Here is a 26,617-nt window from a genome sequence, read left to right on the forward strand (position 1 = left end):
CGACGAGGCTGGTCACCGCCGGTACACGGCTGGCAAAAAGATTGAGCGCAAACATCGGTGCCCTGCTCCGGCCCTCGACCAGCAGGAACAGGCTTCCGGCCACCGCCGCCGCCGCCAGTCCGCCGATAGCCGGCAATGAAGCCCACCCGGACGAGCCGGTTTCGATGAAGGCGCCGGTCAGCAAGAACAGCGTCAGCACGACAAGCCCCTGCCCGGCCCAATCGATCGGCGGCTTTTCAGCCTTCAGCGGCGTTTCCCGCAGAAACCGGTAGGCCATCCAGATGGCGAGAGCGCCGATAGGCAGGTTGACCAGGAAGATGCTGGCCCAGCCGAGCGACGCGACCATGAAGCCGCCGAGCACCGGCCCGGCCGACAAGGCGACGCCACCGGCTGCCGTCCACAGGCCGACGGCGCGCGCCCGGCGTGGCCTGTCGGAAGCGTAGGCATGGTTGAGCAGTGCCAGCGAACACGGCATCAGCAGCGCGGCGCCCGCGCCCTGCACGGCACGCGCCGCGATCAGTACCCAAGGGCTCTGCGCCAAGCCGCAGACCAACGAAGCCATGCTGAACAATACCATACCACCGACGAACACCCGGCGGGCGCCGATCCTGTCGCCGAGCGCGCCGCCGGCGAGCAGCAGCGAGGCGAAGGCAAGCGTGTAGGCGTCAACCACCCATTGCAGGCCGCCTATGCCCATCGACAGTGCGGCGCCGATCCTGTTGAGGGCGACATTGACGATGGAGACATCGAGTTGCACCACCACGAAACCGAGACTGGTCGCGGCGACGGTGGCGGCATAGGCGGCGCGAGGCTTGGAAACGATGGTGTCGGTCATGCCTTGGAATAACGGCTTCTCACTGACACCGTTCCGTCAGGAGAGGCCAGGCTGCGACAACCAGCCCGGGATGCCGATCCCGGCAAATCAATTGATGCTGGCGGTCGCGGCGGGCTCGATGCGTTTGCCCGTCCCGGCATAAGGCACGCGGTAACCGTTCGCCGCCAGCCAATCGATGGCTGCCTTCGGTTCGTCGGTCTGGATGATGGTAGCGCCGCGATCGGCCCAGAAACCCCAAGCCTCCCGCGGCAAGCTGGCCTGCACCGCCAGTTCGTCGCCACGGCCGCCAGCGAGGAAGCCACCCGGCTTGTTGACGATGGCATAGGTGTCGGCCCAGATGTGCCAGTCGCCGCGAATCGCGGCCGCGCGCATCCGGCTGCTGAACAGCGGTCCACCGGTTTCGGTCAGCGTCTCGGCGCCGGCCCGCCAGTTGATCAGTGAGATCGCACGCGGCGCAAAAGCGTGGTCGACCGTCTCTGCGAAACCGGCATCATGGACCGCGTCATCGGCGATGATCGGCATGAACTGGACGCCGCCGCCGATCGCGGCCATGGCGGCCTTCACCGTGGTGATCCTGTTCTGGTTCCACAGGTTCTCCTTGACGATGACCTGGTCGGCCATGCCGAGATCGCGCGCCACCGCGATCATGCCCGCGAGGTCGCCGACTTCAAGCTTGTTGTCGAGATTGATGAGGATCCTGTCCCTGCTCGCCAGCAGCATCTCGCGCAGCGTCGAAACCCTCTCGTCGGTGGCGGCGCGGGTGCCCTCGATCACCAGGCGGCAGGTCTTCAGTTCGGCCAGCGTGTATTTCGCCACCTCGCCCCTGCAGGTCGTGGTGCGGTCGAGCCAGCTGTCATGCATGACGACGAACTCGCCGTCCTTCGAGCGCCGGATGTCGACCTCGACAATCTCGGCGCCCATGGCGATCGAGCCTTCGACGGCGGCGAGCGAATTTTCCGCATAGAGCGTCTTGCCGGCCTGCATGCTGCCTGCGCGATGGGCGGCCACCATGACATGGTCGCGCCACTGGTTGGCATGCTCGAAGCGGTCGAGGATCTGCCTGGCGCGGCTTTCGCCCGCCGAAGCCTGACCGGAGATGGCCGCAAGGGCCGTGCAAAGCAGTAGGCTCAGCCAGATCGTGCGCATCCAGAATCGCTCCTTGCCGGATCGAAGCCGGGATAGGCGATGCCCGTGACATCTGGGTGAACGAAGCCGGCTAGGGGATGGTCGCGATATCTGGCGTCAGATGCGTTTCGAGAGCCGGCGGAACCATGCCAGCGCCGGCATTTCAAGGAAACGCCAGGTGATCCACGATGCGGCGACGGTGGCGACGAGCATGACGACGATTGCCCCCGTCCCGGCCCAGCCGGTGCCGAAGCCCGTCGCCGGCGAGCCGCGCAGCACGATGTCGCCGACGAGGCCGAGGCCAAGCTTGTGCTCGACGAGCCCGGCAACGTTGATCAGGCGCGCCTGCACGAAGATGTGGACCATGTAGATGGAATAGGACAGCGCGCCGAGCGTCAACATAACGGGCGCCCGCAGCAAGGCGGAAATCCAGCCGCCCTCATGGGCAAAGAGAAACAGCGCCAGCGCGAACACCAGGGGCGCCGCGATGCCGAAATCATTGCCGCCCGCCAGTGAGACGAAAAGCACGATGACCGCCACCATGACGATTTCGGCAAGGGTCCAGCTCAGCCGCGGGCCGCTTCTGGCGAGGAGCTGTCGCGCCCCTGCAATGGAATCATGTTGAAACCAGGCCAGCAGGGCGCCGAGCGAGAAGCCGTAGAGGCAGCGGATGAAGCCGAAATCGTAGGACACATCCATATGATGGGTGGAGAAGCCAAGCAGAAAAAGCGGCGCGGTGACGGTGGCGGCGACAAGCCATATCCAGGCACGCGTCCCGGCGATGAAGACCACGCCGGCGAACAGGAGGTAGGCGAAGAACTCCGCCGAAATGCTCCAGCTTGGCGCATTCCAGGTCAGGTGATCCTCGAATCCCATCCCTTGCAGCAGGAGCAGATTGGCAAGCAGGCTCTTCAAATCGAAACCGCCGGTAAAGGGGGCGGCGCCGGTGCCATGCAGTTGCGGCAGCATCAGCCGCAGCAGTTCGAAGCCCGCAAAGGCGGCAAGCATGATGACATGCAGCGGATAGATGCGGCCGAACCGCACCAGCGCGAAACGGGCGACCTGCACCGGCTGACTCAATCGATCGGCATAGCTGCTGGCGATGACAAAGCCGGAAAGGGCGAAGAAGAAATCGACGAAAAGATAGGACGAACCGATGAAGGCGCCCTGCGAGATCGCGGAAGCAGTCGGGAAATGAAACATCGCCACAAGAAGCGCGCAGATGCCGCGCCACGAATCGAGAACCTGGAAGCGCTCGCCGGCTATCGTGCCGGCATGGGTCGACACCACGGCATCGGACGGATTAAGAAACGCGGCCTGCGTCATGATGGGACAGATCCTGTCTTGCCGTGGCACCCGGGCGGCGCCGTTTCGTCTCCCCAAGCTGTGACTGGCATCTTCCATGCCGGTTCTGTAGTTGTTGCACCCCGATGAAAACGAGGACCAGTAATGGCGACCAAGAACATCGACCATGCCTTCACCGCCCGCTCCAAAACGGGCGGCGCCCTTGAGCCGACCTATTCCGGCGCCCTGTCGTTCATGCGGCGCAAATACACCAAGGACGTGAAGGGCGCGGACGCAGTGGTATGGGGCATTCCCTTCGACGCCGCCGTCACCAACCGGCCCGGTGCTCGTTTCGGTCCGCAGGCGATTCGTCGCGCATCGGCGATCCTCGACAATGACCCGCAGTATCCATTCTCGCGCGATCTGTTCGAACATCTCGCGGTCGTCGACTACGGCGACTGCCTGCTCGACTCCGGCAATCACCAGAAGACGCCGGGTACGATCGAGCGCGAAGCGGCGAAAATCCTGAAATCAGGCGCCTTTCTTTTGACGCTGGGCGGCGACCATTTCGTCACCTGGCCGCTCCTCAAGGCACATGCCGCCATCCACGGACCGCTTGCCCTGGTGCAGTTCGACGCACACCAGGACACGTGGGAGGATGACGGCAAACGCATCGACCACGGATCCTTTGTCGGCCGTGCAGTCAAGGAAGGCATCATCGATCCCGACCGTTCGATCCAGATCGGCATCCGCACCCACGCCCCTGATACGTTCGGAATCAAGATCCTCTACGGCCACGAAATCGAGGAGATGAGGGCCTCCGACATTGCCTACGCCATCGTCGACCGCACCGGCGGAAAGAAGACCTACCTCACCTTCGACATCGACTGCCTCGACCCGGCCTATGCGCCCGGAACCGGCACGCCGGTGGCCGGCGGTCCGTCCTCGGCGAAGATCCTGTCGACGCTGCGCCAGCTCAACCAGATCGATCTTGTCGGCGCCGATGTCGTGGAGGTTGCGCCGCCCTACGATCACGCCGATATAACGGCGATCGCCGGCTCAATGGTCGCCATGCAGTATCTCGGCCTGCTGGCTGAACGAAAGGCGCGGCAGGAAGAGATGAACAACGGCAATCACAACGGTGCCGCGGTCAATCACGGTAACGGCATATAGTCTCGGAATATCAGGGAATTTGATCAGGTCATGAAACCGAAAATCTTCATCGACGGCGAGCACGGCACCACTGGCCTCCAGATCCGGGCGCTGCTTGCCGAGCGTGGCGACCTGGAGATCATTTCCATCCCGACGGAGCGCCGCAAGGAAACGGCTGCGCGCGCCGAATTCCTCAATGACGCCGATATCGCGATCCTGTGCCTGCCGGACGATGCCGCGAAGGAAAGCGTCTCGCTGATCGCCAACGACACCACCAAGGTCATCGATGCGTCGACCGCGCATCGCGTGGCCGAAGGTTGGGCCTATGGCTTCGCCGAGATGGACAAGGACCAGGCCAAGACCATCGCCACGGCCAAGCGTGTCGCCAATCCCGGCTGCTGGCCGCAGGGACCGATCGCCACGCTGAGGCCACTGGTTACATCAGGCCTGCTGCCGGCCGATTTCCCGATCACCGTCAACGGCATTTCGGGCTATTCGGGCGGGGGACGCCCGATGATCGAGGACTATGTCGCCAAGGGCGAGGACGCCTCGGAGTTCCTGCCCTATGGCCTGACCCTGCAGCACAAGCACGTGCCGGAACTGCGGGCCTATGCAAGGCTGTCGCATGACCCGATCATGCAGCCGGCGGTCGGCAATTTCGCCCAGGGCATGATCACCGTGGTGCCGCTGCAGCTCGGCGGCCTCGGCCATGTGCCGACAGGCGCGGAGCTTCATGCCGCCATTGCCGACCATTTCGCCGCCATCAAGGGCGGCGTGGTCGAGGTCGCGCCCTATGCGCATATGGAGCGCATGCCGGAGATCGATCCCGAGATCTACAACGGCACCAACCGCATGAAGGTCTATGTCTTTGCCAACGACAAACGCGCGCAGGCGCTGCTGCTGGCCGTCTACGACAATCTCGGCAAGGGTGCCTCGGGTGCAGCCGTCCAGAACATGGACCTTATGCTCGGGCTTTGATGGACGCACCAGCCTTCCCGGCACGCTGGAAAGTCGGCGCGCCCGAACTCATTGCCGAAACCTTTTCGAGCCGCATCTGGAAGGTTGTTCGCGAGGACGGATCGCTGGCCGTCGTCAAGGCGCTGAAGCCTTTCGACGATGTCGCCGACGAGTTACGTGGCGAGCATTTTCTCGCCTGGCGGCGGGGCGAAGGCGCGGTGCGCCTGCTTGGCCGCGACGGCCACAGCATGCTGCTCGAATATGCCGGCGAAACCCTGCTTACGCAGGTTCTCGATCAACAGGGCGACAATGCCGCGACCGCAATAGCGGCCGAGGTGATGGCAAAGCTGCTCTCACCGTCAAAACACCCCTACCCGTCCGAGCTTCAGCCGCTCAGGGAGCGATACGCCAGCCTGTTCAGAAAAGCCGCGACCGATCGCGATGCCGGCGATGAGAGCCTCTATGTGGAGGCCGCCGCCACCGCCGAACGGCTGCTGTCCAATCCGCATGACATCAGGCCGCTGCATGGCGATCTCCACCACGATAACATCCTGCACGGGCCGCGCGGCTGGCTGGTGATCGACCCGAAAGGCGTACTCGGCGATCCCGGCTTCGACGCCGCCAACATGTTCTACAACCCGCTCGGCCGCGACGCGCTCTGCCTCGATCCCCAGCGGATCGCGCACATGGCCGAAGTCTTTGCCAAGACACTTGGGCAGTCACCGCCGGCGATACTGGACCATGCCGTCGCCTATGGCTGTCTGTCCGCGGCCTGGCACCACGAGGACGACAACGCCGTCGAGGAGAACCGTGAATTGTCGATCGCCGAGGCGGTCCGGGCGGTGCGGGCGAATTTCCAACCTGAGGGACAGGCCGATCGGCTCGGGATCAACTCCTGAGCGCGATGTCTTGCGGCACGGCGTAAGCTCCCTTGGTGCCGCGCCAATGCGCGGCGGCAAAGCCCAGCACGATCAGCGCAAAACCCTGATGGGTGAGCGCCATATGCAGCGGCACCTGCATCAGCAGCGTGCCGATGCCGATCGAGGCCTGTACCAGGACCAGCGCAAACAACAGCGTCGCGCGGCGGGCATGGGTCGAGCCGGGCAGCCGCCGGCGTGTGGCGATCATGTGCCATAGCGCGGCGGCGAAGACCGTATAGGCGCCGAGCCGGTGGATGAACTGCACCGTCTTCGGGCTTTCGAAGAAGTTGCGCCATGCCGGCTCGAGGATCAGCAGGTCACCGGGGATGATCTTGCCGTCCATCAGCGGCCAGGTGTTGTAGCTCAGACCGGCGTCGAGCCCGGCGACCAGGCCGCCGAGATAGATCTGGACCAGCGCCAGCACCACGATAACGCCGGCCAGACGCCGCGTCGAGCGATCGGCGGCGGGCTCCGAATGTGGGGCCAACCCACGCGCGACGACCATGGTGGCGGTGAAGATCAGCGCCGCCAGGGTCAGGTGCGTCGCCAGCCGGTACTGACTCACGGACACACGTTCCACCAGGCCCGAGGCCACCATCCACCAGCCGATGGCGCCCTGCAGGCCGCCGAGAAGCAGAATGCCGACCAGCTTTGGCCCCAGGCCGCGCTCGATACGGCCGCTCACCCAGAAGACCAGCAGCGGCAAGGCGAAAACCAGGCCGACGCTACGCGCCAGCAGTCGGTGCGCCCACTCCCACCAGAAGATCGACTTGAACGCCTCGATGCTCATGCCCTTGTTGAGCTCAGTGTATTGCGGAATCTGCTGGTAGCGCTGGAATTCCTCCTGCCACTCGGCGTCGTTGAGCGGCGGGATGACGCCGTGGATCGGCTGCCATTCGGTGATCGACAGGCCGGACTCGGTCAGCCGCGTGGCGCCGCCGACCAGCACCAGGGCAAACAGCACCAGAAGCACGACATAAAGCCAGCCGCGCACCAGCGCGCGGTTGTGCAGGTCGCGGTCGCGGGCGTATGGCGCGGCGGCTGATATGGCAGCCATGATATTGTCCCGTCCAGTTGAGGTGGCGGATTGGTGGACCATCGCATTCGTGCTGGCAAGACCATGCAGCGCGGCACGCCGTCGCGCCCGATGTCGCGGGTTGCGCCTGTCCTGCGTTCGGCCTAAGCGGTAGCGATCAACGAGGCCGAGCCATGCCCATTCGCCTGAAAAAGCTGATCGGAATGTTCCTGCTGGTGGCACTGGTCGTCATCTATGCCCTTGTCGCATCGATCTTCGCGGTCGCCCGGCTGTCGGAATCGGGCGCGCTGGTGCACTTCCTGTTCTTCCTGTTCAGCGGCCTGCTCTGGGTGCTGCCGGCGATGGGCATCATCAAGTGGTTGATGCTGGAACCGCGGACGAAACACTGAAACGGGCTGCCTCGGCTCGCGGAGACATACACGACTGGATCAACGCGCACGGCGCATTGACGGCAAACCCCGGTCAGATGGTGACGACCATCTTGCCGGCATTGGCGAGCGGCGTCGTTACACCCGACAACATGGTGCGGACGTGGGCGAGGTTCTGGTAGCGGCCATTGATTGAAATGCGCGGCAAGGCATGCAGGAAGCCGGCATGTTCGGCACGCAGCACGCCATGGCGGGTCGTCACGGCGGAGACATAGCCGGCGTCGCGGGCAAAGCCGACTTCCCGGCAGCCGACGGCGCTTGCATAGCCGTAGGGATAGGCGAAATGGAGCGGTTCGCTGCCAAGCTCTGCTCGCAACATGTCCTTCACAGCGTCGATCTCGCGCCGCGCATCGGCCTCGGAAAGCCGCTTCAGATTGCTGTGGTTGATCGTATGGGCGCCGATCGCGACCAGCGGATGCGCGGCGACGGTGCGGATCTCATCCCAGTTCATCAGCGTCCGCAGGCGCGTGGCATCCGCGTCGACGCCATTTGAACTGGCGAGAGCGCGCAGCACGGTGCGCAGATCTTCCTCGCGAACCTCGGTGGCGAGGTAGGCGTGCAACCGGGTTATGGCCTGGGCTTTCCTGGCCGGGGTCGCGCAATCGATCACCGCCGGACCATTCGACGTCGACAAAATCAGGCGGCCGGACGCGTTGACGATATCCTCGGCCACATCCCACCACAGATCGGCGGTGCCGTCGATCAGCCCCGGCGCGACATAGATGGTGATCGGCGCGCCGTGCTTCTCCAGCACTGGCAGGGCCTCGGTCATGTTGTCACGATAGGCATCATCGGCGGTGATGGTGGCGAACCGGCCGCCCTTGCCGCCTGCCTTGATGCGCTCCACGGCCTCGTCCATCGAGACGAAAACATAGCCGTCCGCCTTCATGTCGGCGATCACGGCGTCAAGGAAAGTGGGCGCAATGTTGAGGTGCCGGTTGACGCTCTGAGGTTTTTCCGGCGTCGCCGTCACGCGGTGCAACATCAGGATGGCGCCGATGCCGCCGACAAACGGCCTGGCCAGCGGTGCGAGGCCGGTATAGCGGGCGACGTTGAGCGCCAGTTTCCGGATTGCCTCCCCACCGTCGATCATTCATTCACCTTTTGCGCCTAGGCTGATCCAAGCACGGAATACGCCTGAGCGCCCCCAAATCGGGATCAATACGCCTTAAGGATTGAGGTATGGTTGACGCAATGGCGTCATTTGACGGCAATCGGCTCGCGGCGACCGAGGCTTCGCCACGCGCCCTGCCGAAGGGTTCCGCCGAGCCTTCGGTTTCCGTTGCAGCAGCTGATGGGCTCGCCGCCTATGCAGGGTTCTGCCGCTCGGCCCTTTACGCGCCGGCACAGGGCGCGACATGGATCCTAAACTGGGCCGCGCAACTCAAGCCCGATCTGTTCGTCGCCACGCTCACTCTCAAAGGCAAGCCGGTTTTCGCGCTGGCGCTGGAGGTTGTCAGCCAGGGTCCGTTCCGGGTCGCCCGTTTCATGGGTGGCCGCCATGCCAATGGCAATTTCGCGGCCGCCGACCCGCAATGGCTGGCCAGGGCGGAGAGCGCGGCCGTCGGCTCAGTGTTTCGGGCCATCGCCAAGGCTCGGCCCGACATCGATCTCATCGCGCTGGAACGATTGCTGCCCGATCTCGATGGTATCGCCAATCCGCTGGCATCGCTCGATCATTTCGCCAGCCCCAATCTTTCGCTGGCTGTCGACCTCGGCGGTGGCTTCGATGCGCTCCTGCTGCGCGCCAGCGGCAAGCGCAAACGCAAGAAACATCGGTCGCAGACGCGCAAATTCGAGGCCGTCGGCAGCCATCGCCGCATCGAGGCGCGCAGTCCGGACGAAGTGGAGAGATTGCTCGACGCCTTCTTCGAGATGAAGGAACTGCGCTTTCGCAAGATGGGCATCGCCAATGTCTTCGGCGACGACCAGACGCGCGCCTTCTTCCGCGCGTTGTTCACGCAGGCCCTGGCCGAGGAAACGCCCTCTTTCGTGCTGCATGGCTTGGAGGTCGCTGGCAAGCTGCGCGCCATCACTGGATCGAGCCGCTGCGGCAAGCGCCTTATCTGCGAGTTCGGCGCGATCGCCGAGGACGATCTGGCGCACAGCAGTCCCGGCGATTTCCTGTTCTTCGACAACATCCAGGAGGCCTGCGAGACGGGTTTCGCGGTCTATGATTTCTCCGTCGGCGACGAGCCCTACAAGCGGCAGTGGTGCGATGTCGAAACCAGGCATTTCGAGGTGCTTGTCCCGCTGACCCTGAAGGGCCGCGCGCTGGCGCAGACGCTTCGCCAGGGCGCACGTCTGAAGGCTTTCGTCAAGAACAGCCCGGCGATCTGGAAACTGACCAAGACGCTGCGCCGCAAGGCAGCCGGACAGGCAGCACACGCCGCCACGGACGACGAAAACTAGCTGTCAGAAATTGAGAGCCTCGCGAAGCGCCGGACCCGCCCTGACGCGCAGATCGAGATCGGCCTCGATATGGTCGATGTGATGCAGCATCAGCCTGCTGGCCCGTTCACAATCGCTGCTCTCCAGCGCTCCGACAATTTCCGTGTGCTCGCTGTGCCCGCAAGCTGACGCGCCAGAGCGCCCGTAAAGCGCGATGACAAGCGAGGAGCGCGCGACCAGTTCCTCCATGAAACGCTGCAGGATCGCGTTGCCGGCGACCGAAGCAAGCAACAGATGGAAATCGCCGGACGCCTTGATCTCGGAACGCCGCGCGGTCGGACCTCGTTCGGCAATGAAGCGGCCCTCCTCGTCGAGTTGCGCCCTGAAGGCAGCGATGTCGGCTGATGTGACACGCCCGCAGGCGGCAATGGCAATGCCGGGCTCGATCAGCCGGCGCGACGCGAACACCTGGCGCGCCTCCTCGGGCGAGGGGTTGGCGACGAACGCGCCGCGGTTGCGCTCGGTGCGCACCAGGCCTTCGAAGGACAACATCTGCAGGGCCGCGCGCGCCACGGTGCGCGACACATCGAACAGCGTGCCGACCTCGCCCTCCGAGAGCTTGGTACCCGGCGCCAGCCGACGGTCGACGATGGCGTCGCGCAGATTGTCGCGGATCGCCTGTGCCCGATCCTGATTGGCGCTGTCGGTGGAATAGATGTGATCGGCAATATTCATGGCGATGATGTTCCCCCACCCTTCTAGCGCGACTCGCCCCCTGCGCACGAGGGGCAAATGAATACAAAGCCGAAAAAGATTGCATACGATTTTTGTGCAGATCGCGCACAATCGCACATAATTTGTGCAACGCACAAGGAAGCACGTCAGATGGGCAACTGCCGGCAGGCGTGATTTTTCAGATAATTCAAATGCTTGGCCAGCCACCCCGATATTGGCACGCATGATGCTTTGGTTAATGCGACCAAACGGGGAAGCCTGAATGTCCAAAGCCGCCGAGATCGACATCGTGTCCGTTTCGAAAGTCTATGGAACGACGACCGCCGTCGAGGATATCAGCCTGAAGATACCGGCGGGCACCTATTGCTGCCTGCTCGGTCCCTCCGGCTGCGGCAAGACCTCCACGCTGCGCATGATCGCCGGCCACGAAAGCATCTCGTCGGGAGATATCAGGCTCGGCAACACCGTTGTCACCGACCTGCCGCCGGCCAGGCGCGGCACGGCGATGATGTTCCAGTCCTATGCACTGTTCCCGCATCTCGACCTTATCGACAATGTCGCCTTCAGCCTGAAGATGAAGGGCGTCGACAAGGAAAAGCGCCGCGCCAAGGCGCTCGACATGCTGAAGCTGATGCAGATGGAGGCCTATGCGACGCGCCGCCCGGCGCAGCTTTCCGGCGGCCAGCAGCAGCGCGTCGCGCTCGCCCGCGCCCTGATCACCGATCCCGAGGCGCTGCTGCTCGACGAGCCGCTTTCGGCGCTCGATCCGTTCCTGAAGATCCGCATGCGCGCCGAGCTGAAGAAATTGCAGACGTCGCTCGGCATCACCTTCGTCCATGTCACCCACAGCCAGGAGGAGGCGATGGCGCTTGCCGACCTGATCGTGGTGATGAATGACGGCCGCATCGAACAGGCGGCGCCGCCGCGCGACGTGTTCGAGCGGCCGGCCACGGCCTTCGTCGCGCGCTTCATGGGCGACCACAACGTCATCTCCGGCCGGGTCACCGGCAGCCGAGACGCCATGGTCATGTTCGACGTCAATGGCGGCGGTTCGCTCGCCGCCAGCGGCAAGCCGCAGCATGCGGGCGCGTCGGTCGACATCGCCATCCGCACCGACCATGTGCGCATCGGCAAGGCACTCGCGCCCGGGCTTGGCTTCACCGGCGTCGCCGCCAACATCGAATATCGCGGCGCCACGGTGAAGCTTTCCGTCACTGGTGCCGGCATCGACGACTTCACCGTCATCATCGACGATTCCGACTTCTTCGCCAAACCCGTCGCCATTGGCGACGCCGTACCGCTCGCCTGGGATGCCGAGGATGCAATCGTCCTCGGCCGCCTTCATTCATGAAATCAACCAAGCAAAACAAGACAGGGGAATAGACATGACAGACACAATGCAAACCAAGACCGGGCAAACCAAGACTGGCATTTCGCGGCGCTCGCTGCTCAAGACAGGTGCGGCCGCGGTCGGCTTCGCCGCCGGCTCGGGCGTCATCACCGGCTTCCCGACCATCTGGGCGCAGTCCAACATCACGCTGCGCCAGTTCGGCACCGGCGTGTCGAACCTCAACGCCATCGCCGACAAGTGCAAGGCCGACCTCGGTATCACGCTGGAGATGACGGCAACCGATTCCGACGCCGCCGCCCAACGCGCCGTGACCCAGCCCGACAGCTACGACATCGCCGATATCGAATACTGGATCTGCAAGAAGGTGTTCCCCACCGGCGTGCTGCAGCCGATGGATGTCAGCAAGCTGAAATATTACGACGAGCTGGTGCCGCTGTTCAAAACCGGCAAGCTTACCCCCGACAGCGTAATTGCCCAGGGCACGGCGCCGCACACGGTAGGCTATGTCGAGGCGCAGGACTCCAAGACCTTCGCCAAGGCGCCGACCAACTGGTTCACCATGGTGCCTACCATCTACAACGCCGACACGCTGGGCATCCGTCCCGACCTCGTCGGCCGCGACATCACCAGTTGGGCCGACATCATGGACCCGGCCTTCAAGGGCAAGACCGCCATTCTCAACATCCCCTCCATCGGCATCATGGATGCCGCCATGATCATGGAAGCCATGGGCAACATCAAATATGCCGACAAGGGCAACATGACCAAGGACGAGATCGACAAGACGATCGACTTCCTGATCAAGGCCAAGCAGGGTGGCCAGTTCCGCGCCTTCTGGAAGTCCTTCGACGAGAGCGTCAATCTGATGGCATCGGGCGAAGTGGTCATCCAGTCCATGTGGTCGCCGGCGGTGGCCGCCGTGCGCTCCAAGGGCATCCCTTGCCGCTTCCAGCCGCTCAAGGAAGGCTACCGCTCATGGGGCGGCGGCCTCGGCCTCGCCGCCCACCTCAAGGGCGCGGAGCTCGACGCCGCCTATGAATACATCAATTGGTACACGTCGGGCTGGGTCGGCGGCTATCTTAACCGCCAGGGCTACTACTCGGCCAACATGGTCTCGGCCAAGAAGTTCATGACCGAGGACGAGTGGGGTTACTGGATCGAGGGCAAGCCGGCCAAGGGCGACATCAAGGCGCCGGACGGCACGGTCATGGAAAAAGCCGGCGCTGTGCGCGATGGCGGCTCCTTCGAGGAGCGCATGGGCAAGGTCGCCTGCTGGAACTCGGTGATGGACGAGGACCGCTACATGGTCAAGCGCTGGAACGAGTTCATCGCGGCGTAAGGCTACGCCTCTCCTCCTCCCTTCTCCCTTGGTGGGAGAAGGGAGAAGCGGTTCAGGCCGCATCGTCAAACCCGGGAGCCTTGATGACAGTCGCCCTCGAACGCCCTGCAATCGCCGCCACCAAGCCGGTGCGACGCCGCCGCTTTTCGCTCGGTGCCGTCACGCCCTATCTGCAGTCGGCCCCGCTGGCGCTGATCCTCGGCGCGTTCCTGCTTTTGCCCATCATCATGATCGTCGTCGTGTCCTTCTGGGATTACGACTTCGCCGCTATGTATCCGGATTTCCTGACAACCAACTATTCCGACGTACTGGGCTCCTGGGTCACCTGGAAGACCTATCTCAACACCATCAAATTCGCGGCCATCGTCTGGGCACTGACCTTGTTCATCGGCTTCTGGGTCGCCTATTTCCTCGCCTTCCACATTCGCACCACCGCCATGCAGATGGTGCTGTTCCTGGTCTGCACCGTGCCGTTCCTGACCTCCAACATCATCCGCATGATCTCATGGATTCCGGTGCTCGGCCGCAATGGACTGATCAACTCGACGCTGGTGCATATGGGCCTGGTCCCAAAACCAATCGAATGGCTGCTCTATTCCGAATTTGCCGTCGTGCTGGCCATGGTGCATCTCTACACGCTTTTCATGGTGACCCCGATCTTCAACACGCTGATGCGCATCGACCGCTCGCTTGTCGAGGCCGCCCGCGACGCCGGCGCCTCCGGCTGGCAGGTGCTTTGGAACGTCATCATTCCTCTGGCCAAGCCCGGCATGGCGATCGGCACCATATTCGTCGTGACGCTGGTGATGGCGGATTTCTCCACCGTGCAGGTGATGTCGGGCGGCCAGAGCGCTTCCGTGGCCCTGATGATGAAGAACCAGATGTCGCTGCTGCAATATCCGGCCGCCGCCGCCAACGCCGTTGTGCTTCTGGTGCTGGTGCTTCTGATGGTCGCCGGCATCCTGCGCATCGTCGATATCCGCCGGGAGCTTTGACGTGAACCACGAAAAACGCACCCTCGAATTCTACGTGCTGGCGGCGTTCTTCGCGCTGTTCGTACTGTTCCTCTACGGCCCACTGTCTGCGATCCTGATCCTGTCGTTCCAGGGCGAGACCGGTGGCCTCACCTTCCCGCTGAACGGCGTGTCGCTGCACTGGTTCGCCAATCTGTTCGAACGACAGTCCGTCGGCGATTTCGGCGGCAGCTTCAAGCGCTCGCTGGTGCTGGGCCTGATGGTGATGGTCGTCACCGTCGTCGTGTCGCTGCTGGCGGGCCTTGCCTTTCGCCGGAAGTTTCGCGGTGCCACCGCCCTGTTCTATCTGGCGGTCGCCAGCCTGGTCGTGCCCTCCATCATCATCTCGCTGGGAATCGGCGTCGTCTTCCAGCAGGTCGGCTTGCGCCCCGCCTGGTATACGTCGGCCTTCGGCGCGCATCTGACATGGACCTTGCCGTTCGGCGTGCTCATCATGTTCGCCGTCTTCAACCGCTTCTCGCCGGCCTACGAGGAGGCCGCGCGCGATCTCGGCGCCACCTCCTGGCAGACCTTCGTCCACGTCGTGCTGCCGATGATCGCGCCGAGCCTGATCGGCGTCGGCCTGTTCGGCTTCACGCTCTCTTACGACGAGTTCGCCCGCACGCTGATGACATCGGGAACTTTCAACACGCTACCGCTCGAGATCTATGGCATGACCACCAATGTCACGACGCCGGTGCTCTACGCGCTGGGCACGGTGACCACCGTGTTCTCCTTCCTGGTGATCCTGGCGACGCTGGGCGCCATCCTCTACGTCGGCCGCCGCCGGGCGAAAGCATGACCGTGCAGATCCTGGTGGTGAACCCCAACACGACGGCGAGCATGACCGAGACCATCGCGGCGGCCGCTCGCGGCGTGGCCGGCGTCCGGACTGAGGTCGTCGCCGCCACCTCGTCCACGGGGCCGGCCTCGATCGAAGGCTATTATGACGAGGCTCTGGCTGTGCCGGGCCTTTTGATGGAGATCGCCGCCGGCGAACGCCGCGGCGTGCAGGCGGCGATCATCGCCTGTTTCGACGACACTGGCCTCGACGCCGCGCGGGCCATGGCCGCCATTCCCGTCATCGGCATCTGCGAGGCGGCACTCAGCATCGCCTCCTTCATCGCCCAGCGCTTCACCGTCGTAACCACCACCGAACGCTCGCGCGTGCCCGTGGAGGGGCTGGTGCAACGCTACGGCATGGCGGGACGGGCGCGTGTGCGGGCCGCCGACATTCCGGTGCTGGCGCTTGAGGATCCGGCATCGGGAGCGGTTGGCAAGCTGCGCGACGAGATCGCCCGCGCCGTGGAGCAGGATGGTGCCGAGGCGATCGTGCTTGGCTGCGCCGGCATGGCGGACCTTGCGCATCGGTTGCAGGCGGATTTCGGACTGCCTGTCATCGACGGTGTCGGCGCCGCGGTCAAGCAGGCCGAAGCGCTCATCGCGCTCGGCCTTTCGACATCGAAGCGCGGCGCCTACGCCAGCCCGCTGGCCAAGCCCTATCGCGGCATGCTGAAATCGTTCTCGCCCGGAGCTGTCGCCGCGGAGTGAGCACCATGAATCGAACCATCCGCACGCTGTCGCCGGGGGAATTGACTGACCTCATCGACTGGGCGGCCGGCGAGGGGTGGAATCCCGGCCTTGAAGACGCGGCGATGTTCCAGGCGGCGGACCCGGAGGGTTTCATCGGTGCCTTTGTCGGGGACGAAATGGTCGCCGCGATCTCGGCGGTGGCCTATGGGCAGGATTTCGGTTTCATCGGCCTCTACATCTGCCGCCCGGACATGCGCGGCAAGGGCCACGGCAAGGCGGTGTGGACCGCGGGCATGAGCAGGCTGGCCTGGCGCACCATCGGCCTTGATGGCGTCCAGGAACAGCAGGCCAACTACCGGAGCATGGGGTTCGAGCCGGTCTACGAGACCATCCGCTACAGCGGACGACCCGCGGCCCTCCCCGTCCGCGCCGAGCGGCCTCGCGTAATGAGCGCGCTACCGACGCCCGACATCATCGCCTATGATGCGCTTTGCTTTCCCGCGCCGAGGCGGCCCTTCCTGCAGCGATGGCTGCAGCCGCCACATCATGCCTTAACGGCGATCACGTCGCGGGGAAAGGCCGGCTATGCGGTGGCGCGAGCCTGCCGAAGCGGCTTCAAGATCGGCCCGCTTTTCGCCGACGACGTGCAGACCGCGCTTGAATTGCTCGGGGAGCTGGCGGGCGCGTGCGAGGGTGGCGAATTGAACATCGACGTGCCGACTACCCAGGTGGACTTCATCGCGGCGCTCGAGGCGGCGGGCTTCTCACCGACCTTCAGCACCACCCGCATGTACAAAGGCGTGCCGCCGAAGCTCGATGCCAAGAGGGTGTTCGGCGTGACGACGCTGGAACTGGGATAGGTGGGAGGCGCCGCCGAAGAGCGGTTTTTTCAGGCCGCGGAGCGCCGTCCCGGAGTCCCCGGCGGCTCGTGGCCAAGCGGCGTTACCAGCGTCAGGTCAGGGTAGCCGCTCTCGATCAGCTTGACCGCGGCCTTGGTGACCTCGTCGTCCGGTTCGAGCATGGACAGGAATACTTCGGTGGCCTCACCTCCCAGACGGCTGATGCCTTGCGCGTCGGCCGGCCCGCATTCGACCACGACCAGATCATAGGCGGTGGTCAGTGACTGCATGATGATCGGCAGCCGATCAGCGGCGCGCATGGCGCGGACCGGATCGGCGGTGCCGACGGGAATGACGTGGCAGTCCGAATAGAGATCGGCATGGATGACGTCGCTGAACTGCGCCTGCGAGGCGAGCAGATCGGTGATCCCCGGGAAGAGGCCGCTGTCCAGCATCGGCCGCGAGGCGGCGCCGGAGGCAGTGAGGTCGAGCAGCAGCACACGCAGGCCAGCGTCGGACACTTCGCGCGCCACCAGGATCGCGGACGCGGCTGCCTCGTCGCCTTCGGGCGAAACGAATATGGCGCGGGCGGCCCCGCTGGCGATGAGCTTTTCCGCGGCCTTCTCGATATCGATTTCGCCGAGCACCGAGCGCGGCCGCTGCACCTCTGCAGCCGGCTCCGGCTCGGTGACCGATTCGACTTCGGCGACGGGCTCTGCCTCGACGGAAGGCGCGGGCTCGGCAACGGGCCGCGGTTGTGCCACCATCTGCGGTTCCACGGCAGCTTCGGACGATTGAGCCTCGGCGCCACGATCGGCGAACCCGCTGGCGGCAGCTGGCTCCAGCCGCGCAGACGGCTCAGGGGCGTCCGGTTGCTGGCGCGCAGTTGCCGGCATGGCCACTTCGTCGATCGGCGCAAAACGGGCGCCTGGAGCCGGGCGCATGGCGCGACCCGAGAAGAGCTCGCGCAACAGCGTGAATATGGCCGCCAGCAGAAGCGAAGCCGCCGCAGCTGCGCCGACGATCGGCCCAACCTTGGGGAAGTATGGCTCGGAGGGCACCGAAGCCGGTGAGGCGATGCGGGCGTCGACCGGCACATAATTGCGGTCCTGACGCGAAGCTGCCTCGCGGTAATTGGTCAGATAGAGCTCGAGCTGCTGGCGCTTGGCGGCGGCGTCGCGCTGCAGTGCGTCGAGATCGACCTGCTGTTCGCCGGCCTGCGCCGAAGCCGCCTTCAGTTGATTGACGTCGGAGACGAGCTGGCTTTCGCGCGCCTTGGCGGCTTCAGCCTGCATCACCATGCCCTTCATGATCTTCTGGGCTTCACTGCGGATCTGCGCGTCGAGATCGGCGAGCTGTGACTTGGCGGCACGAACGCGCGGGTGGTTGTCGAGCATCGTCGTCGACAGGTCGGCGATGGTGGCGCGCAGCTCGGCCTGCCGCTCCCGCAAACGCTGGATCAGGTCGGACGACAGCACTTCCGGCAGCGAATCCAGCGAGCCGCCATTCTGCAGCGCCTTGCGCACGTTGTCGGCAGTGCCTTCGGCCGCGGCGCGATTGGCCCGCACCCGCGACAATTCGGTCGACAGTTCGGCCAGTTGCTGGGTTGCCAGGGTGGCATTGTTGCCGCCCATCAGCAGGTCGGACTGGGCGCGGTAGGCTGCGACCTTGGCCTCGGCATCCCTGACCTGCTTCGACAGGTCGGCGATCTCGGGCGCCAGAAAGTTGGCGGCGGCGGTGTTCGATTCACTCTTGGCCACCCCCTGCCCCGCAATATAGGCAGCGGCAACGGCATCCGGGATGGCGGCGGCGAGCTCGGGATCCTCGGAGGAGAACTCGATGGCGATGATGCGGGTCTTTTCAACGCCGAAGACGTTGAGCTTTTCGCGCATCTTCTTCAACACGCGTTCGTCGGCCGGAACATCCATCGGGTCGTTCTTCAGCCCAAGCAGGATCAGCACGCGGCTGAACGGCGACATGTTGATCGTTTCGTCGAACTCACGCAGCCGCGCCAGGCCGAGTTTCCGCGCCACCTGCTTGAGGATTTCGTTGGACGAGATGATCTGGACCTGGGTGGCGACGCCTTGCTCATCGAGGATCGGCTTGTCGCCATCGTTGTTGCTGCCGGCCGGACGGGTGTAGACGGATTCGCGCGGGGCGATTTCCACCTGCGTCTGGGCCTTGTAATGCTTGGTCGCGAACGAAGCGAACGCAAACGCCAGACCGGTCACCACCAGAACGAAGAGCAATATGCGCAGCCAGTTCCTCGCCAGGCTGGCGAAGAGCTGCCTAAGGTCAACGTCGACATCTGCGGCCGCGGACTGAACGGACATGCATCCCTACTCCGAAACTGGGTCAGGATGCACCGTAAACAACTATGGTAACTCAGCCGTTAAGATCGCCGTAATACTCCATTAGGGAATACCGGCGGCGGCCAAGAAAAACGATAAAAATGGCAAAACCCCTACTTCGCGCAGCGCTATCGGCCGGCTCCTTTACCGGCCATTAACCCTAACAGGATGATAACGGACCCGATCCCAGATGTTTGCTGCGACGCCGCAGCGGCCAGTCGAAGGTACGTATCCGGTCATGAAAAGCACTGCTTCCCTCTTTCACGCTCTGCTTGCCGTATCGATGCTTGCCGGCTGCTCCAGCTATCGCCCGACGCCAGCTGCCTTCCATGAGGTCCTCGACCAGCCTTACCGTCTCGGTGCCGGCGACCGGGTCCGCGTCACCGTGTTCGAACAGGACGGCCTGACCAATACCTACAGTGTCGACCAGTCCGGCTACCTCTCCTTCCCGCTCGTCGGCGCCATTCCGGCGCGTGGCCACACCGCGCAGCAGATGGAAAAGGAGATCGCCGACAAATTGCGGCAAGGCTATCTGCGCGACCCCGACGTCTCGGTCGAGATCGATCGCTACCGGCCGATCTTCGTCATGGGCGAAGTGGGCGCCGCCGGTCAATATTCCTATGTGCCCGGCCTGACCGTGCAGAAGGCCATCGCCATTGCCGGCGGCTTCTCGCCACGCGCCAACCAGGAAAGCGTCGACATCACCCGCGACATCAACGGCAAGGTAATGACCGGCCGCGTGGTGACATCCGATCCGCTGCTGCCCGGAGATACCGTCTACGTTCGCGAACGCCTGTTCTGACAGACATCACGTGGCGGACAAGCTCAGGATCGTCCACTGCTTTCGTTCACCGGTCGGAGGAATTTTCCGGCATGTGCGCGACCTGACCGAAGCGCAGGTCGCCGCCGGCCATGTGGTCGGCATCGTCTGCGATTCGACCACAGGCGGCGAATTCGAGGAGCGCCTGTTCGAGCAGATGAAGGATATGCTGGCGCTCGGTATCCATCGCACGCCAATGCAGCGCCATGTCGGCCCGGGCGATCTCGCCTCGGCCCGGCGCACCTACAGGATCATCAAGGAATTGCGGCCGGACGTGTTGCATGGGCATGGCGCCAAGGGTGGCGCCTATGCCCGTCTGTTCGGCTCATTGTTGCGGGTATCAAGGTCTCGCGTAGCCCGCCTTTATTCGCCACATGGCGGCTCCCTCCACTATGACGAAACGACAGCCACGGGGAAGCTGTTCTTCGCGCTGGAGCGCTCCATGGCGCACTTCACCGATTGCCTGCTGTTCGTCTCGGACTACGAGCGGCGAACCTATCGCAGGAAGGTGGGCGAGCCGCCGATCCCCAACACACTGGTCTACAACGGACTGCGCGTCGCCGAATTCGAGCCGGTACCCATCGGACCCGATGCGGCGGATCTGCTCTATATCGGCATGATGCGCGACCTGAAGGGGCCCGACATCTTCATCGACGCCCTGGCCGCCGCCGCCCCGCGGCTTGGCCGCACGCTGAGCGCGGTGATGGTCGGCGACGGCGACGACCTGCCGCGCTACCGCGCGCAGGTGAAGCGCCTGGGACTTCAAGGCCATGTCCGCTTCCTGTCGCCGATGCCGGCCAGGGAAGCCTTCGCACTTGCCGAACTCGTCGTCGTTCCATCCCGCGCCGAAGCCATGCCCTATATCGTGCTGGAAACACTTGCCGCGGCAAGACCGATGATCGCCACCTCCGTCGGCGGCATACCGGAGATCTTCGGTTCTGGCTCCCCTGCCCTGATCCGCCCCGATCCGGCCGAACTGGCCGGCAAGATGAGCGAGGCGCTGGCCGACCTTGCCGCATATGGCGCCCTGATGCCCGACGGCCCCGGCCTCAGGGCGCGCTTTGGCGCCGACGTGATGGCCGCCGAAATCGAGAAGGCCTATTTCGCCGCGCTCGGCAGGTAAGCCCCAGGCCATTCCAAAGCCACGCGTTGTTTCAAGGGTTTCTTAGCTCTCTTTTGCTATTCCCCCAGGGGAAGCTTGCGGACTGTTCCATGAATGAGATCGATCCCGCGCACCGCTTTTCACCCGAAGCGGTGCGTAAATTCGACGGCCCGACCAATGGCGATGCGCCCGGCGGTATGAACGACGTTGCCCGGCAGGTCGCGTCGCAATACCGGCGCGATACGATGTCGCCGATCATGGTCAGCGGCGTCCTGCGCATGGTTGAATTCGGGGTGCTGTTCCTCTCGGGACTCTGCGTCTATTTCTACTTCGTCGGTTTCTTCAACTATCTCGCCTGGCAATATCCGGTGACGATCGCCGCCGCGTCGTTCCTCGCCGTGGTGCTGCTCGACGTCACCGACTGCTACCAGGTGGGTTCGCTGATGCGGCCGATCGCCAATTTCGGCCGCATCCTGCTGGTCTGGGCCGGCGCCTTCGCGCTGATGGCATTGACGGCCTTCGTCACCAAGATGTCAGAAGACTATTCGCGGCTTTTGTTCGGCACCTGGTTCGTCGTCGGCTTCGTTCTCCTGTTCAGCCTCAGGCTGGTGATGTCGAGACTGATCCGGCGATGGGCGCGCGACGGGCGCATGGAGCGGCGCGCCGTCATCGTCGGCGGCGGCAAGGCGGCGGAAATCCTGATCCGCTCTGTCGAAAAGCAGCCTTACAACGATATCCGCATCTGCGGCATCTTCGATGACCGCTCCGACAAGCGCTCGCCGCCGATCGTTGCCGGCTATCCCAAGCTCGGTACAATCTCGGAATTGATCGAGTTCGCCCGCATCGCTCGCATCGACATGCTGATCGTGTCGCTGCCGCTGACCGCCGAAACGCGCGTGCTGCAGCTGTTGAAGAAGCTGTGGGTGCTGCCGGTCGACATCCGGCTTTCGGCGCATTCCAACGCACTGCAGTTCCGTCCGCGCGCCTATTCCTTCATCGGCTCGGTGCCGATGCTCGACATTTTCGACAAGCCGATCAACGACTGGGATTCGGTCGCCAAGCGCACCTTCGACATCGTTTTCTCGCTGATCGGCATTATCGTCTTCTCGCCAGTGATGCTGGCGACGGCGATCGCCATCAAGCTCGACAGCAAGGGGCCGGTGCTGTTCAAGCAAAAGCGGCACGGCTTCAACAACGAGATCATCGAGGTCTACAAGTTCCGCTCAATGTACACGGACCGGTCGGATCCGACCGCCAAGCAGACGGTGACCAAAAACGATCCGCGCGTCACCCGCGTCGGCCGCTTCATCCGCAAGACCTCGATCGACGAACTGCCGCAGTTCGTCAATTCGCTGCTGGGCTCGCTGTCGCTGATCGGCCCGCGCCCGCATGCGATCGCCGCGCAGTCGCACAACCTGCTCTACAACGAGGTGGTCGACGGCTATTTCGCCCGCCACAAGGTCAAGCCTGGCGTCACCGGCTGGGCGCAGATCAATGGCTGGCGCGGCGAGATGGACACCAATGAGAAGATCCGCATGCGGACGGAGTACGACCTCTATTACATCGAGAACTGGTCGCTGCTGTTCGATCTAAGGATCCTGTTCCTGACGCCGATCCGGCTGCTCAACACGGAAAACGCCTATTGAGCGCGATTTCCCATGAGCTGCCGCGGGCTGATGTCAACGCCAAGCTGATCGCGCTTATTTCGTCCAGTGCGGTGGTGGTCGGCATCCTTCTGTCCGGCTTCGTCATCAGCGAGCCGGCGCCTTACGAAATCTACATGGCCGGGCTGATCGCCATCTGGGCGCTCTTGGGCCTGCGGATTTCTCGCGCGGCCATGCCGCTGCTGGTGCTGCTGGTGACGATGAACATCGGCGGTATGATCTCCATGACGCAGATGGCGGACCTCGCCTTCACGCCACTCTATCTCTCCGTATCGCTGTTTCTCGCCTTCAGCGCGGTGTTCTTCGCCTCGGTGACGGCCACGCAGCCAGGCCTGTACCGGCCGATCTTCAATGCCTATGTCGTCTCGGCGGTGGCGACCTCCCTGCTCGGCATAGCCGGCTATTTCCACGCCTTCCCCGGCGCCGAGATGTTCACCAAATACGACCGTGCCGCCGGCGCCTTCCAGGACCCGAACGTCTTTGGGCCGTTCCTGGTGCTGCCCGGCATCTATCTGCTCTACCTGATCCTGACAGGTTCGATCGCGCGCATGACGCTGCTGGCGGTCCCGCTGCTGATCATCACATTGGGCATCTTCTTCTCCTTCTCGCGCGGCGCCTGGGGCATGTTCGCCGTGTCGGCGGTGCTGCTCACCGGCTGCCTGTTCCTGCAGAGCGCGAGTGGCAAATTCCGGCTGCGCGTGGTGATCATGACCATCGCCGCGCTGTCACTGCTGACGATCGCCGTGATCGTCATCCTGCAACTGCCCGGGGTGTCGGAGATGTTCTCCAGCCGCGCGCATCTCGAACAGAGCTATGACACCGCCCGCCTCGGCCGCTTCGCCCGCTACGGAATCGGCTTCCAGATGGCCATGGAGCGACCGTTCGGCATTGGGCCGCTGGTCTTCGGCAAGATGTTCGGCGAGGACACGCATGACATCTGGCTGAAAATGCTGATGGATTATGGCTGGCTCGGCTTCGTGTCGTTCCTGAGCCTCGTCGTCTGGACCATGATGGCCGGGTTCCGCATCCTGCTGCGCGACCGGCCCTGGCAGCCTTATCTGTTGTGCGCCTATGTCGCCTTCATTGGCAATATCGGGCTCGGCACCTTCATCGACATCGACCACTGGCGCCATATGTATCTGCTGCTCGGGCTCGTATGGGGCGCCATTGCGCTCGAATACCGCCATCAGCGGCTGTTGCGGCCGGCATTTCCAGGCGCGCCGGCGGTCGCATCCACACCCGCGCGATAAAAGCCGAATTTCGGTTGACCCGGGCGGGGTTATCACGATACATCGCGCTCGGTCCGGAGTGTAGCGCAGCCCGGTAGCGCACTTGACTGGGGGTCAAGGGGTCGTCGGTTCGAATCCGGCCACTCCGACCATTTTATGACAGGGACTTGCCCCCAAAAGTCCACCTTCATCGTCCATCTCTAGGGTAACGCGGGGCTGCACTTTCCCTTTCGGTGACGTCCAGCAAGCCGGCGGCGCATCGTTCGCGTCTGCCGGTCGGTCAGGACTTCTTATCCCCGTTTGGATTTGGCACCGGTGCCTCTCGCACATCGCGCGGCGGTGGATCGACATGTTCAAGCTCCGGGGGCGCTCGATTGTCGCGATGAGGGACTGATGTCTTCTTCTGGTCGGGCTCCTTCGGACGAGGATCTTTGATTTTGTCTTGCATTTCCAGGTTCCTCCAACCCCTGCCGGCCGCGCGAGTAGCCGCGGCGCGGCAACAGAGAAACCGAATCGTCAGCCTCTTGTTCCCGTTAAAAACCCACCGTGAGGCAGCGGGTGCTGACGCGGAATGAGGCTGCGGAGGCGCGGCGGACGCTCGCCAGAGCCGGGCGGAGCTTTGCCTCATCCGGCTGGGGTCAGGGAGCAGGTGCGCCTTCGTGGATAGATTTCCGACCTCGGACAGGAACTCTGGCGGTCGTCAGCTTTGCGGCCAGCGGAGCATCGCCCGATCGCTATTGGCACACATCCACCCACCCAGCACCGACAAGATCCGTCATGCGCTGCGGTGCAATCCGCACCGCGGCGTTGGTGGCGCCAGCCGCGGGCACGACCTCGTCGAACTCCCGCAGCGAGACGTCGCAATAGACCGGCAGCGGCGCCGGGAGGCCGAAGGGGCAGACGCCGCCGACCGGGTGGCTAGTGGCGGCGACGACTTCGTCCGCGTCCAGCATGCGCGGCTTGCCGCCGAACTGGTCCTTGAACTTGCGGTTGTCCAGCCTGGCAATGCCGCTGGTCACCACCAGCATGGTGCGCTCGCCGACGCGTAGGCAGATCGTCTTGGCGATCTGCGCCGGCAGGACGCCATGCGCCTCCGCCGCCAGCGTCACCGTCGCCGAGCTTGTTGGCGTGACGATGACCTCGATGTCAGGCGCATGAGCGGCGAAGAAGGCTCGAACAGTTTCCAGGCTCATATCGACAAAACCACGGTTCACCTCGATACACGGCAGACGCGATTTGGCGCGGCTTTGGATGCCGCGGGTATAAACACGCGCGATCTGTAAATCGGCAAGCCCGGCCGGCTGGAGAGCGCCACAACATCAACAAGAAACCCGCCTGGCGGGCCTTGGCGGGTTCTTTTTGTATGCCTGGTCCTGGACTATGCCAGGGGCTGGCCTTGCGCGGCCGGTTCCGGCGCGGCGGCAACGATGAGGGCGTTCTGAGGCAGGCGAAGCGCGGACGCAATACGACGCAGCTTCGACGGATCGGCCGCCCGCCCGTTCTCGATGTCCTCGATCTCGCCGACCGATAGACCGCAAGTCAGGGAAAGCTCTTCAACACTGTATCCGCGGGTTTCCCGCATGCCTCTGAGGGCGGTGTAATTCGGCCCGATCTCACTGGCTAACGGTTCGGAGAGGGCATGGCTTTTTGCATTGTTGGGCATTGGCAACTCCGGTGGCTGAAAGAGTTTGATAAAAATGGAGCGTTGCCTGAGACGTGCAGGAAGATGCCCGCTCGCCAGCGATTTGCCAAGAGCCAAACAGGGCGTAACGCTATCGTGAACCCGACCCGCGAGGCGATCCACCCATATCGACGCCATCAAGTTCTTTTGAACGGCCGGCACCTTTTTACCCGGAGGTTTAGGCCCACCTGTTCGTTGTTCTGATGCGCCGGCGTGAAAACCATCCGGTTCCAGCCGGCCAGTTCCCAGAAGGATCCCCGCTATGAACTTCAAGACGTCCGTCCTCGTGCTCGGCACGATTTCCAGCCTGTTCGTCGCCGGAGCGGCAACCGCTCAGGCGGCTGATGCGCTACGCGTGCGCGGCACGGTGGTCAGTTTCGAGCCATCGCTGCTGACCGTCAAAACCCGCCAGGGCGAGACCTCCGCGATCAAGCTCAATACCGGCTGGAAGATCTCCGGTGTCGCCAGCGCCTCGCAAAAGGACATCAAGCAGGGCGATTTCCTCGGCATCGCCTCCGTCTCGAAGGCGGATGGCGGCAGCGGCGCGCTGGAGGTGGTGATTTTCCCAGCCGCGATGAAAGGCACTGGCGAAGGCGACCGTCCCTGGGACCTGCAGCCGAACAGCCGCATGACCAACGGCACAGTGGCCGACGTGACCGACGTAAGCGGGCGCGCCGTGACGCTGACCTACGACAACGGGCAGACCAAGAAGATTTCGATCCCCGACGGCACACCCGTCGTGACCTTCGCCCCGGCCACACCAGCCGATCTCAAGCCGGGCGCGACGGTCTTCGCCACCACCCAGCGCGAGGCTGACGGGACGCTGAATTCC

Annotated in this window: 25 protein-coding genes and 1 tRNA gene; 17 read left to right on the plus strand and 9 right to left on the minus strand. The window is 63.9% G+C overall.

Going from position 1 to position 26,617, the window contains the following annotated elements; genetic code table 11:
- From C1D09_RS06620 to C1D09_RS06630, 3 genes are all read right to left on the minus strand, one after another.
- Positions 1-835, minus strand: an 835-nt coding sequence (locus tag C1D09_RS06620; protein ID WP_143973527.1) for an MFS transporter, incomplete at its 3' end; no start/stop codon positions are given.
- 87 nt (positions 836-922) lie between these two features.
- The gene (locus tag C1D09_RS06625) at positions 923-1,981 is read right to left on the minus strand and encodes a glycerophosphodiester phosphodiesterase family protein (RefSeq protein WP_143973528.1); all 1,059 of its coding nucleotides are present in this window, start codon (positions 1,979-1,981) and stop codon (positions 923-925) included.
- 96 nt (positions 1,982-2,077) lie between these two features.
- Complete coding sequence (locus C1D09_RS06630; RefSeq protein ID WP_143973529.1) at positions 2,078-3,286, minus strand: acyltransferase family protein; 1,209 nt, start codon at positions 3,284-3,286, stop codon at positions 2,078-2,080.
- Positions 3,287-3,409: 123 nt separating this feature from the next.
- Between C1D09_RS06630 and speB the strand changes: the two genes are divergently transcribed.
- From speB to C1D09_RS06645, 3 genes are read left to right on the plus strand one after another with little or no spacing between them, the layout of a single operon-like run.
- Positions 3,410-4,417: an agmatinase gene (gene speB, locus C1D09_RS06635; protein WP_143973530.1), complete on the plus strand. Its 1,008-nt coding sequence runs from the start codon at positions 3,410-3,412 to the stop codon at positions 4,415-4,417.
- Between the two features lie 30 nt (positions 4,418-4,447).
- Positions 4,448-5,374, plus strand: coding sequence for an N-acetyl-gamma-glutamyl-phosphate reductase (argC, locus tag C1D09_RS06640; RefSeq protein ID WP_143973531.1), 927 nt, complete (start codon positions 4,448-4,450; stop codon positions 5,372-5,374).
- Positions 5,374-6,252 carry an aminoglycoside phosphotransferase family protein gene (locus C1D09_RS06645; protein ID WP_143973532.1) on the plus strand — a complete coding sequence of 293 codons (879 nt, stop codon included), beginning with the start codon at positions 5,374-5,376 and terminating at the stop codon, positions 6,250-6,252. Before argC ends, C1D09_RS06645 begins: the two co-directional genes overlap by 1 nt.
- Here the strand turns inward: C1D09_RS06645 and C1D09_RS06650 are convergent.
- Positions 6,242-7,330, minus strand: a complete 1,089-nt coding sequence (locus C1D09_RS06650) for a COX15/CtaA family protein (RefSeq protein WP_143973533.1) — start codon at positions 7,328-7,330, stop codon at positions 6,242-6,244. The genes C1D09_RS06645 and C1D09_RS06650 overlap by 11 nt on opposite strands.
- Positions 7,331-7,482: 152 nt before the next feature.
- On the opposite strand from C1D09_RS06650, the gene C1D09_RS06655 reads away from it, so the two are divergent.
- A complete protein-coding gene (locus C1D09_RS06655; RefSeq protein WP_143973534.1) occupies positions 7,483-7,698 on the plus strand; it encodes a DUF2842 domain-containing protein in 216 nt (71 codons plus the stop codon).
- 73 nt (positions 7,699-7,771) lie between these two features.
- Here the strand turns inward: C1D09_RS06655 and C1D09_RS06660 are convergent, their stop codons facing one another.
- On the minus strand, positions 7,772-8,830 hold the full coding sequence (locus tag C1D09_RS06660) for a polysaccharide deacetylase family protein (RefSeq protein WP_143973535.1): 1,059 nt from the start codon (positions 8,828-8,830) through the stop codon (positions 7,772-7,774).
- 89 nt (positions 8,831-8,919) lie between these two features.
- Here C1D09_RS06660 and C1D09_RS06665 point away from each other — a divergent pair, with 89 nt between their 5' ends.
- Positions 8,920-10,149, plus strand: a complete 1,230-nt coding sequence (locus tag C1D09_RS06665) for a GNAT family N-acetyltransferase (RefSeq protein WP_143973536.1) — start codon at positions 8,920-8,922, stop codon at positions 10,147-10,149.
- Between the two features lie 3 nt (positions 10,150-10,152).
- Here the strand turns inward: C1D09_RS06665 and C1D09_RS06670 are convergent, their stop codons facing one another.
- Complete coding sequence (locus tag C1D09_RS06670; RefSeq protein ID WP_143973549.1) at positions 10,153-10,863, minus strand: GntR family transcriptional regulator; 711 nt, start codon at positions 10,861-10,863, stop codon at positions 10,153-10,155.
- Positions 10,864-11,125: 262 nt separating this feature from the next.
- On the opposite strand from C1D09_RS06670, the gene C1D09_RS06675 reads away from it, so the two are divergent.
- The 6 genes from C1D09_RS06675 to C1D09_RS06700 all read left to right on the plus strand — a co-directional run bounded on the left by C1D09_RS06675 (position 11,126) and on the right by C1D09_RS06700 (position 16,959).
- Entirely contained in the window at positions 11,126-12,214 is a 1,089-nt protein-coding gene (locus C1D09_RS06675) for an ABC transporter ATP-binding protein (RefSeq protein ID WP_143973537.1), read from the plus strand.
- A gap of 34 nt (positions 12,215-12,248) precedes the next feature.
- Entirely contained in the window at positions 12,249-13,553 is a 1,305-nt protein-coding gene (locus C1D09_RS06680) for an ABC transporter substrate-binding protein (protein ID WP_143973538.1), read from the plus strand.
- A gap of 83 nt (positions 13,554-13,636) precedes the next feature.
- Positions 13,637-14,548 (plus strand): ABC transporter permease, encoded by a 912-nt coding sequence (locus C1D09_RS06685; RefSeq protein ID WP_143973539.1) that lies wholly within the window; start codon positions 13,637-13,639, stop codon positions 14,546-14,548.
- Between the two features lies 1 nt (position 14,549).
- The gene (locus C1D09_RS06690) at positions 14,550-15,368 is read left to right on the plus strand and encodes an ABC transporter permease (protein ID WP_143973540.1); all 819 of its coding nucleotides are present in this window, start codon (positions 14,550-14,552) and stop codon (positions 15,366-15,368) included.
- Positions 15,365-16,117 (plus strand): aspartate/glutamate racemase family protein, encoded by a 753-nt coding sequence (locus C1D09_RS06695; protein ID WP_143973541.1) that lies wholly within the window; start codon positions 15,365-15,367, stop codon positions 16,115-16,117. The genes C1D09_RS06690 and C1D09_RS06695 overlap by 4 nt, the downstream gene beginning before the upstream one ends.
- 5 nt (positions 16,118-16,122) lie before the next feature.
- The gene (locus C1D09_RS06700; RefSeq protein ID WP_143973542.1) at positions 16,123-16,959 is read left to right on the plus strand and encodes a GNAT family N-acetyltransferase; all 837 of its coding nucleotides are present in this window, start codon (positions 16,123-16,125) and stop codon (positions 16,957-16,959) included.
- Positions 16,960-16,988: 29 nt separating this feature from the next.
- Here C1D09_RS06700 and C1D09_RS06705 read toward each other — a convergent pair whose 3' ends face one another.
- Positions 16,989-19,271: a GumC family protein gene (locus tag C1D09_RS06705; protein WP_143973543.1), complete on the minus strand. Its 2,283-nt coding sequence runs from the start codon at positions 19,269-19,271 to the stop codon at positions 16,989-16,991.
- 256 nt (positions 19,272-19,527) lie between these two features.
- Between C1D09_RS06705 and C1D09_RS06710 the strand changes: the two genes are divergently transcribed.
- The 5 genes from C1D09_RS06710 (at position 19,528) to C1D09_RS06730 (ending at position 24,256) form a co-directional block, all read left to right on the plus strand.
- On the plus strand, positions 19,528-20,091 hold the full coding sequence (locus C1D09_RS06710; protein WP_027046744.1) for a polysaccharide biosynthesis/export family protein: 564 nt from the start codon (positions 19,528-19,530) through the stop codon (positions 20,089-20,091).
- A 10-nt stretch (positions 20,092-20,101) separates the two neighbouring features.
- Positions 20,102-21,232: a glycosyltransferase family 4 protein gene (locus C1D09_RS06715; protein WP_143973544.1), complete on the plus strand. Its 1,131-nt coding sequence runs from the start codon at positions 20,102-20,104 to the stop codon at positions 21,230-21,232.
- A gap of 89 nt (positions 21,233-21,321) precedes the next feature.
- Complete coding sequence (locus C1D09_RS06720) at positions 21,322-22,857, plus strand: undecaprenyl-phosphate glucose phosphotransferase (RefSeq protein ID WP_143973545.1); 1,536 nt, start codon at positions 21,322-21,324, stop codon at positions 22,855-22,857.
- Positions 22,854-24,125 carry an O-antigen ligase family protein gene (locus tag C1D09_RS06725; RefSeq protein ID WP_143973546.1) on the plus strand — a complete coding sequence of 424 codons (1,272 nt, stop codon included), beginning with the start codon at positions 22,854-22,856 and terminating at the stop codon, positions 24,123-24,125. Before C1D09_RS06720 ends, C1D09_RS06725 begins: the two co-directional genes overlap by 4 nt.
- A gap of 54 nt (positions 24,126-24,179) precedes the next feature.
- Positions 24,180-24,256: transfer RNA gene (locus C1D09_RS06730), tRNA-Pro, on the plus strand.
- A gap of 582 nt (positions 24,257-24,838) precedes the next feature.
- Here the strand turns inward: C1D09_RS06730 and C1D09_RS06735 are convergent.
- Complete coding sequence (locus tag C1D09_RS06735; protein WP_143973547.1) at positions 24,839-25,297, minus strand: YbaK/EbsC family protein; 459 nt, start codon at positions 25,295-25,297, stop codon at positions 24,839-24,841.
- Positions 25,298-25,482: 185 nt separating this feature from the next.
- On the minus strand, positions 25,483-25,767 hold the full coding sequence (locus C1D09_RS06740; protein WP_143973550.1) for a helix-turn-helix domain-containing protein: 285 nt from the start codon (positions 25,765-25,767) through the stop codon (positions 25,483-25,485).
- 280 nt (positions 25,768-26,047) lie between these two features.
- Here C1D09_RS06740 and C1D09_RS06745 point away from each other — a divergent pair.
- Positions 26,048-26,617, plus strand: a 570-nt coding sequence (locus C1D09_RS06745; RefSeq protein ID WP_143973548.1) for a hypothetical protein, incomplete at its 3' end; no start/stop codon positions are given.

The sequence above is a fragment of the Mesorhizobium intechi genome, assembly GCF_002879535.1.
Lineage (GTDB): Bacteria > Pseudomonadota > Alphaproteobacteria > Rhizobiales > Rhizobiaceae > Mesorhizobium > Mesorhizobium intechi.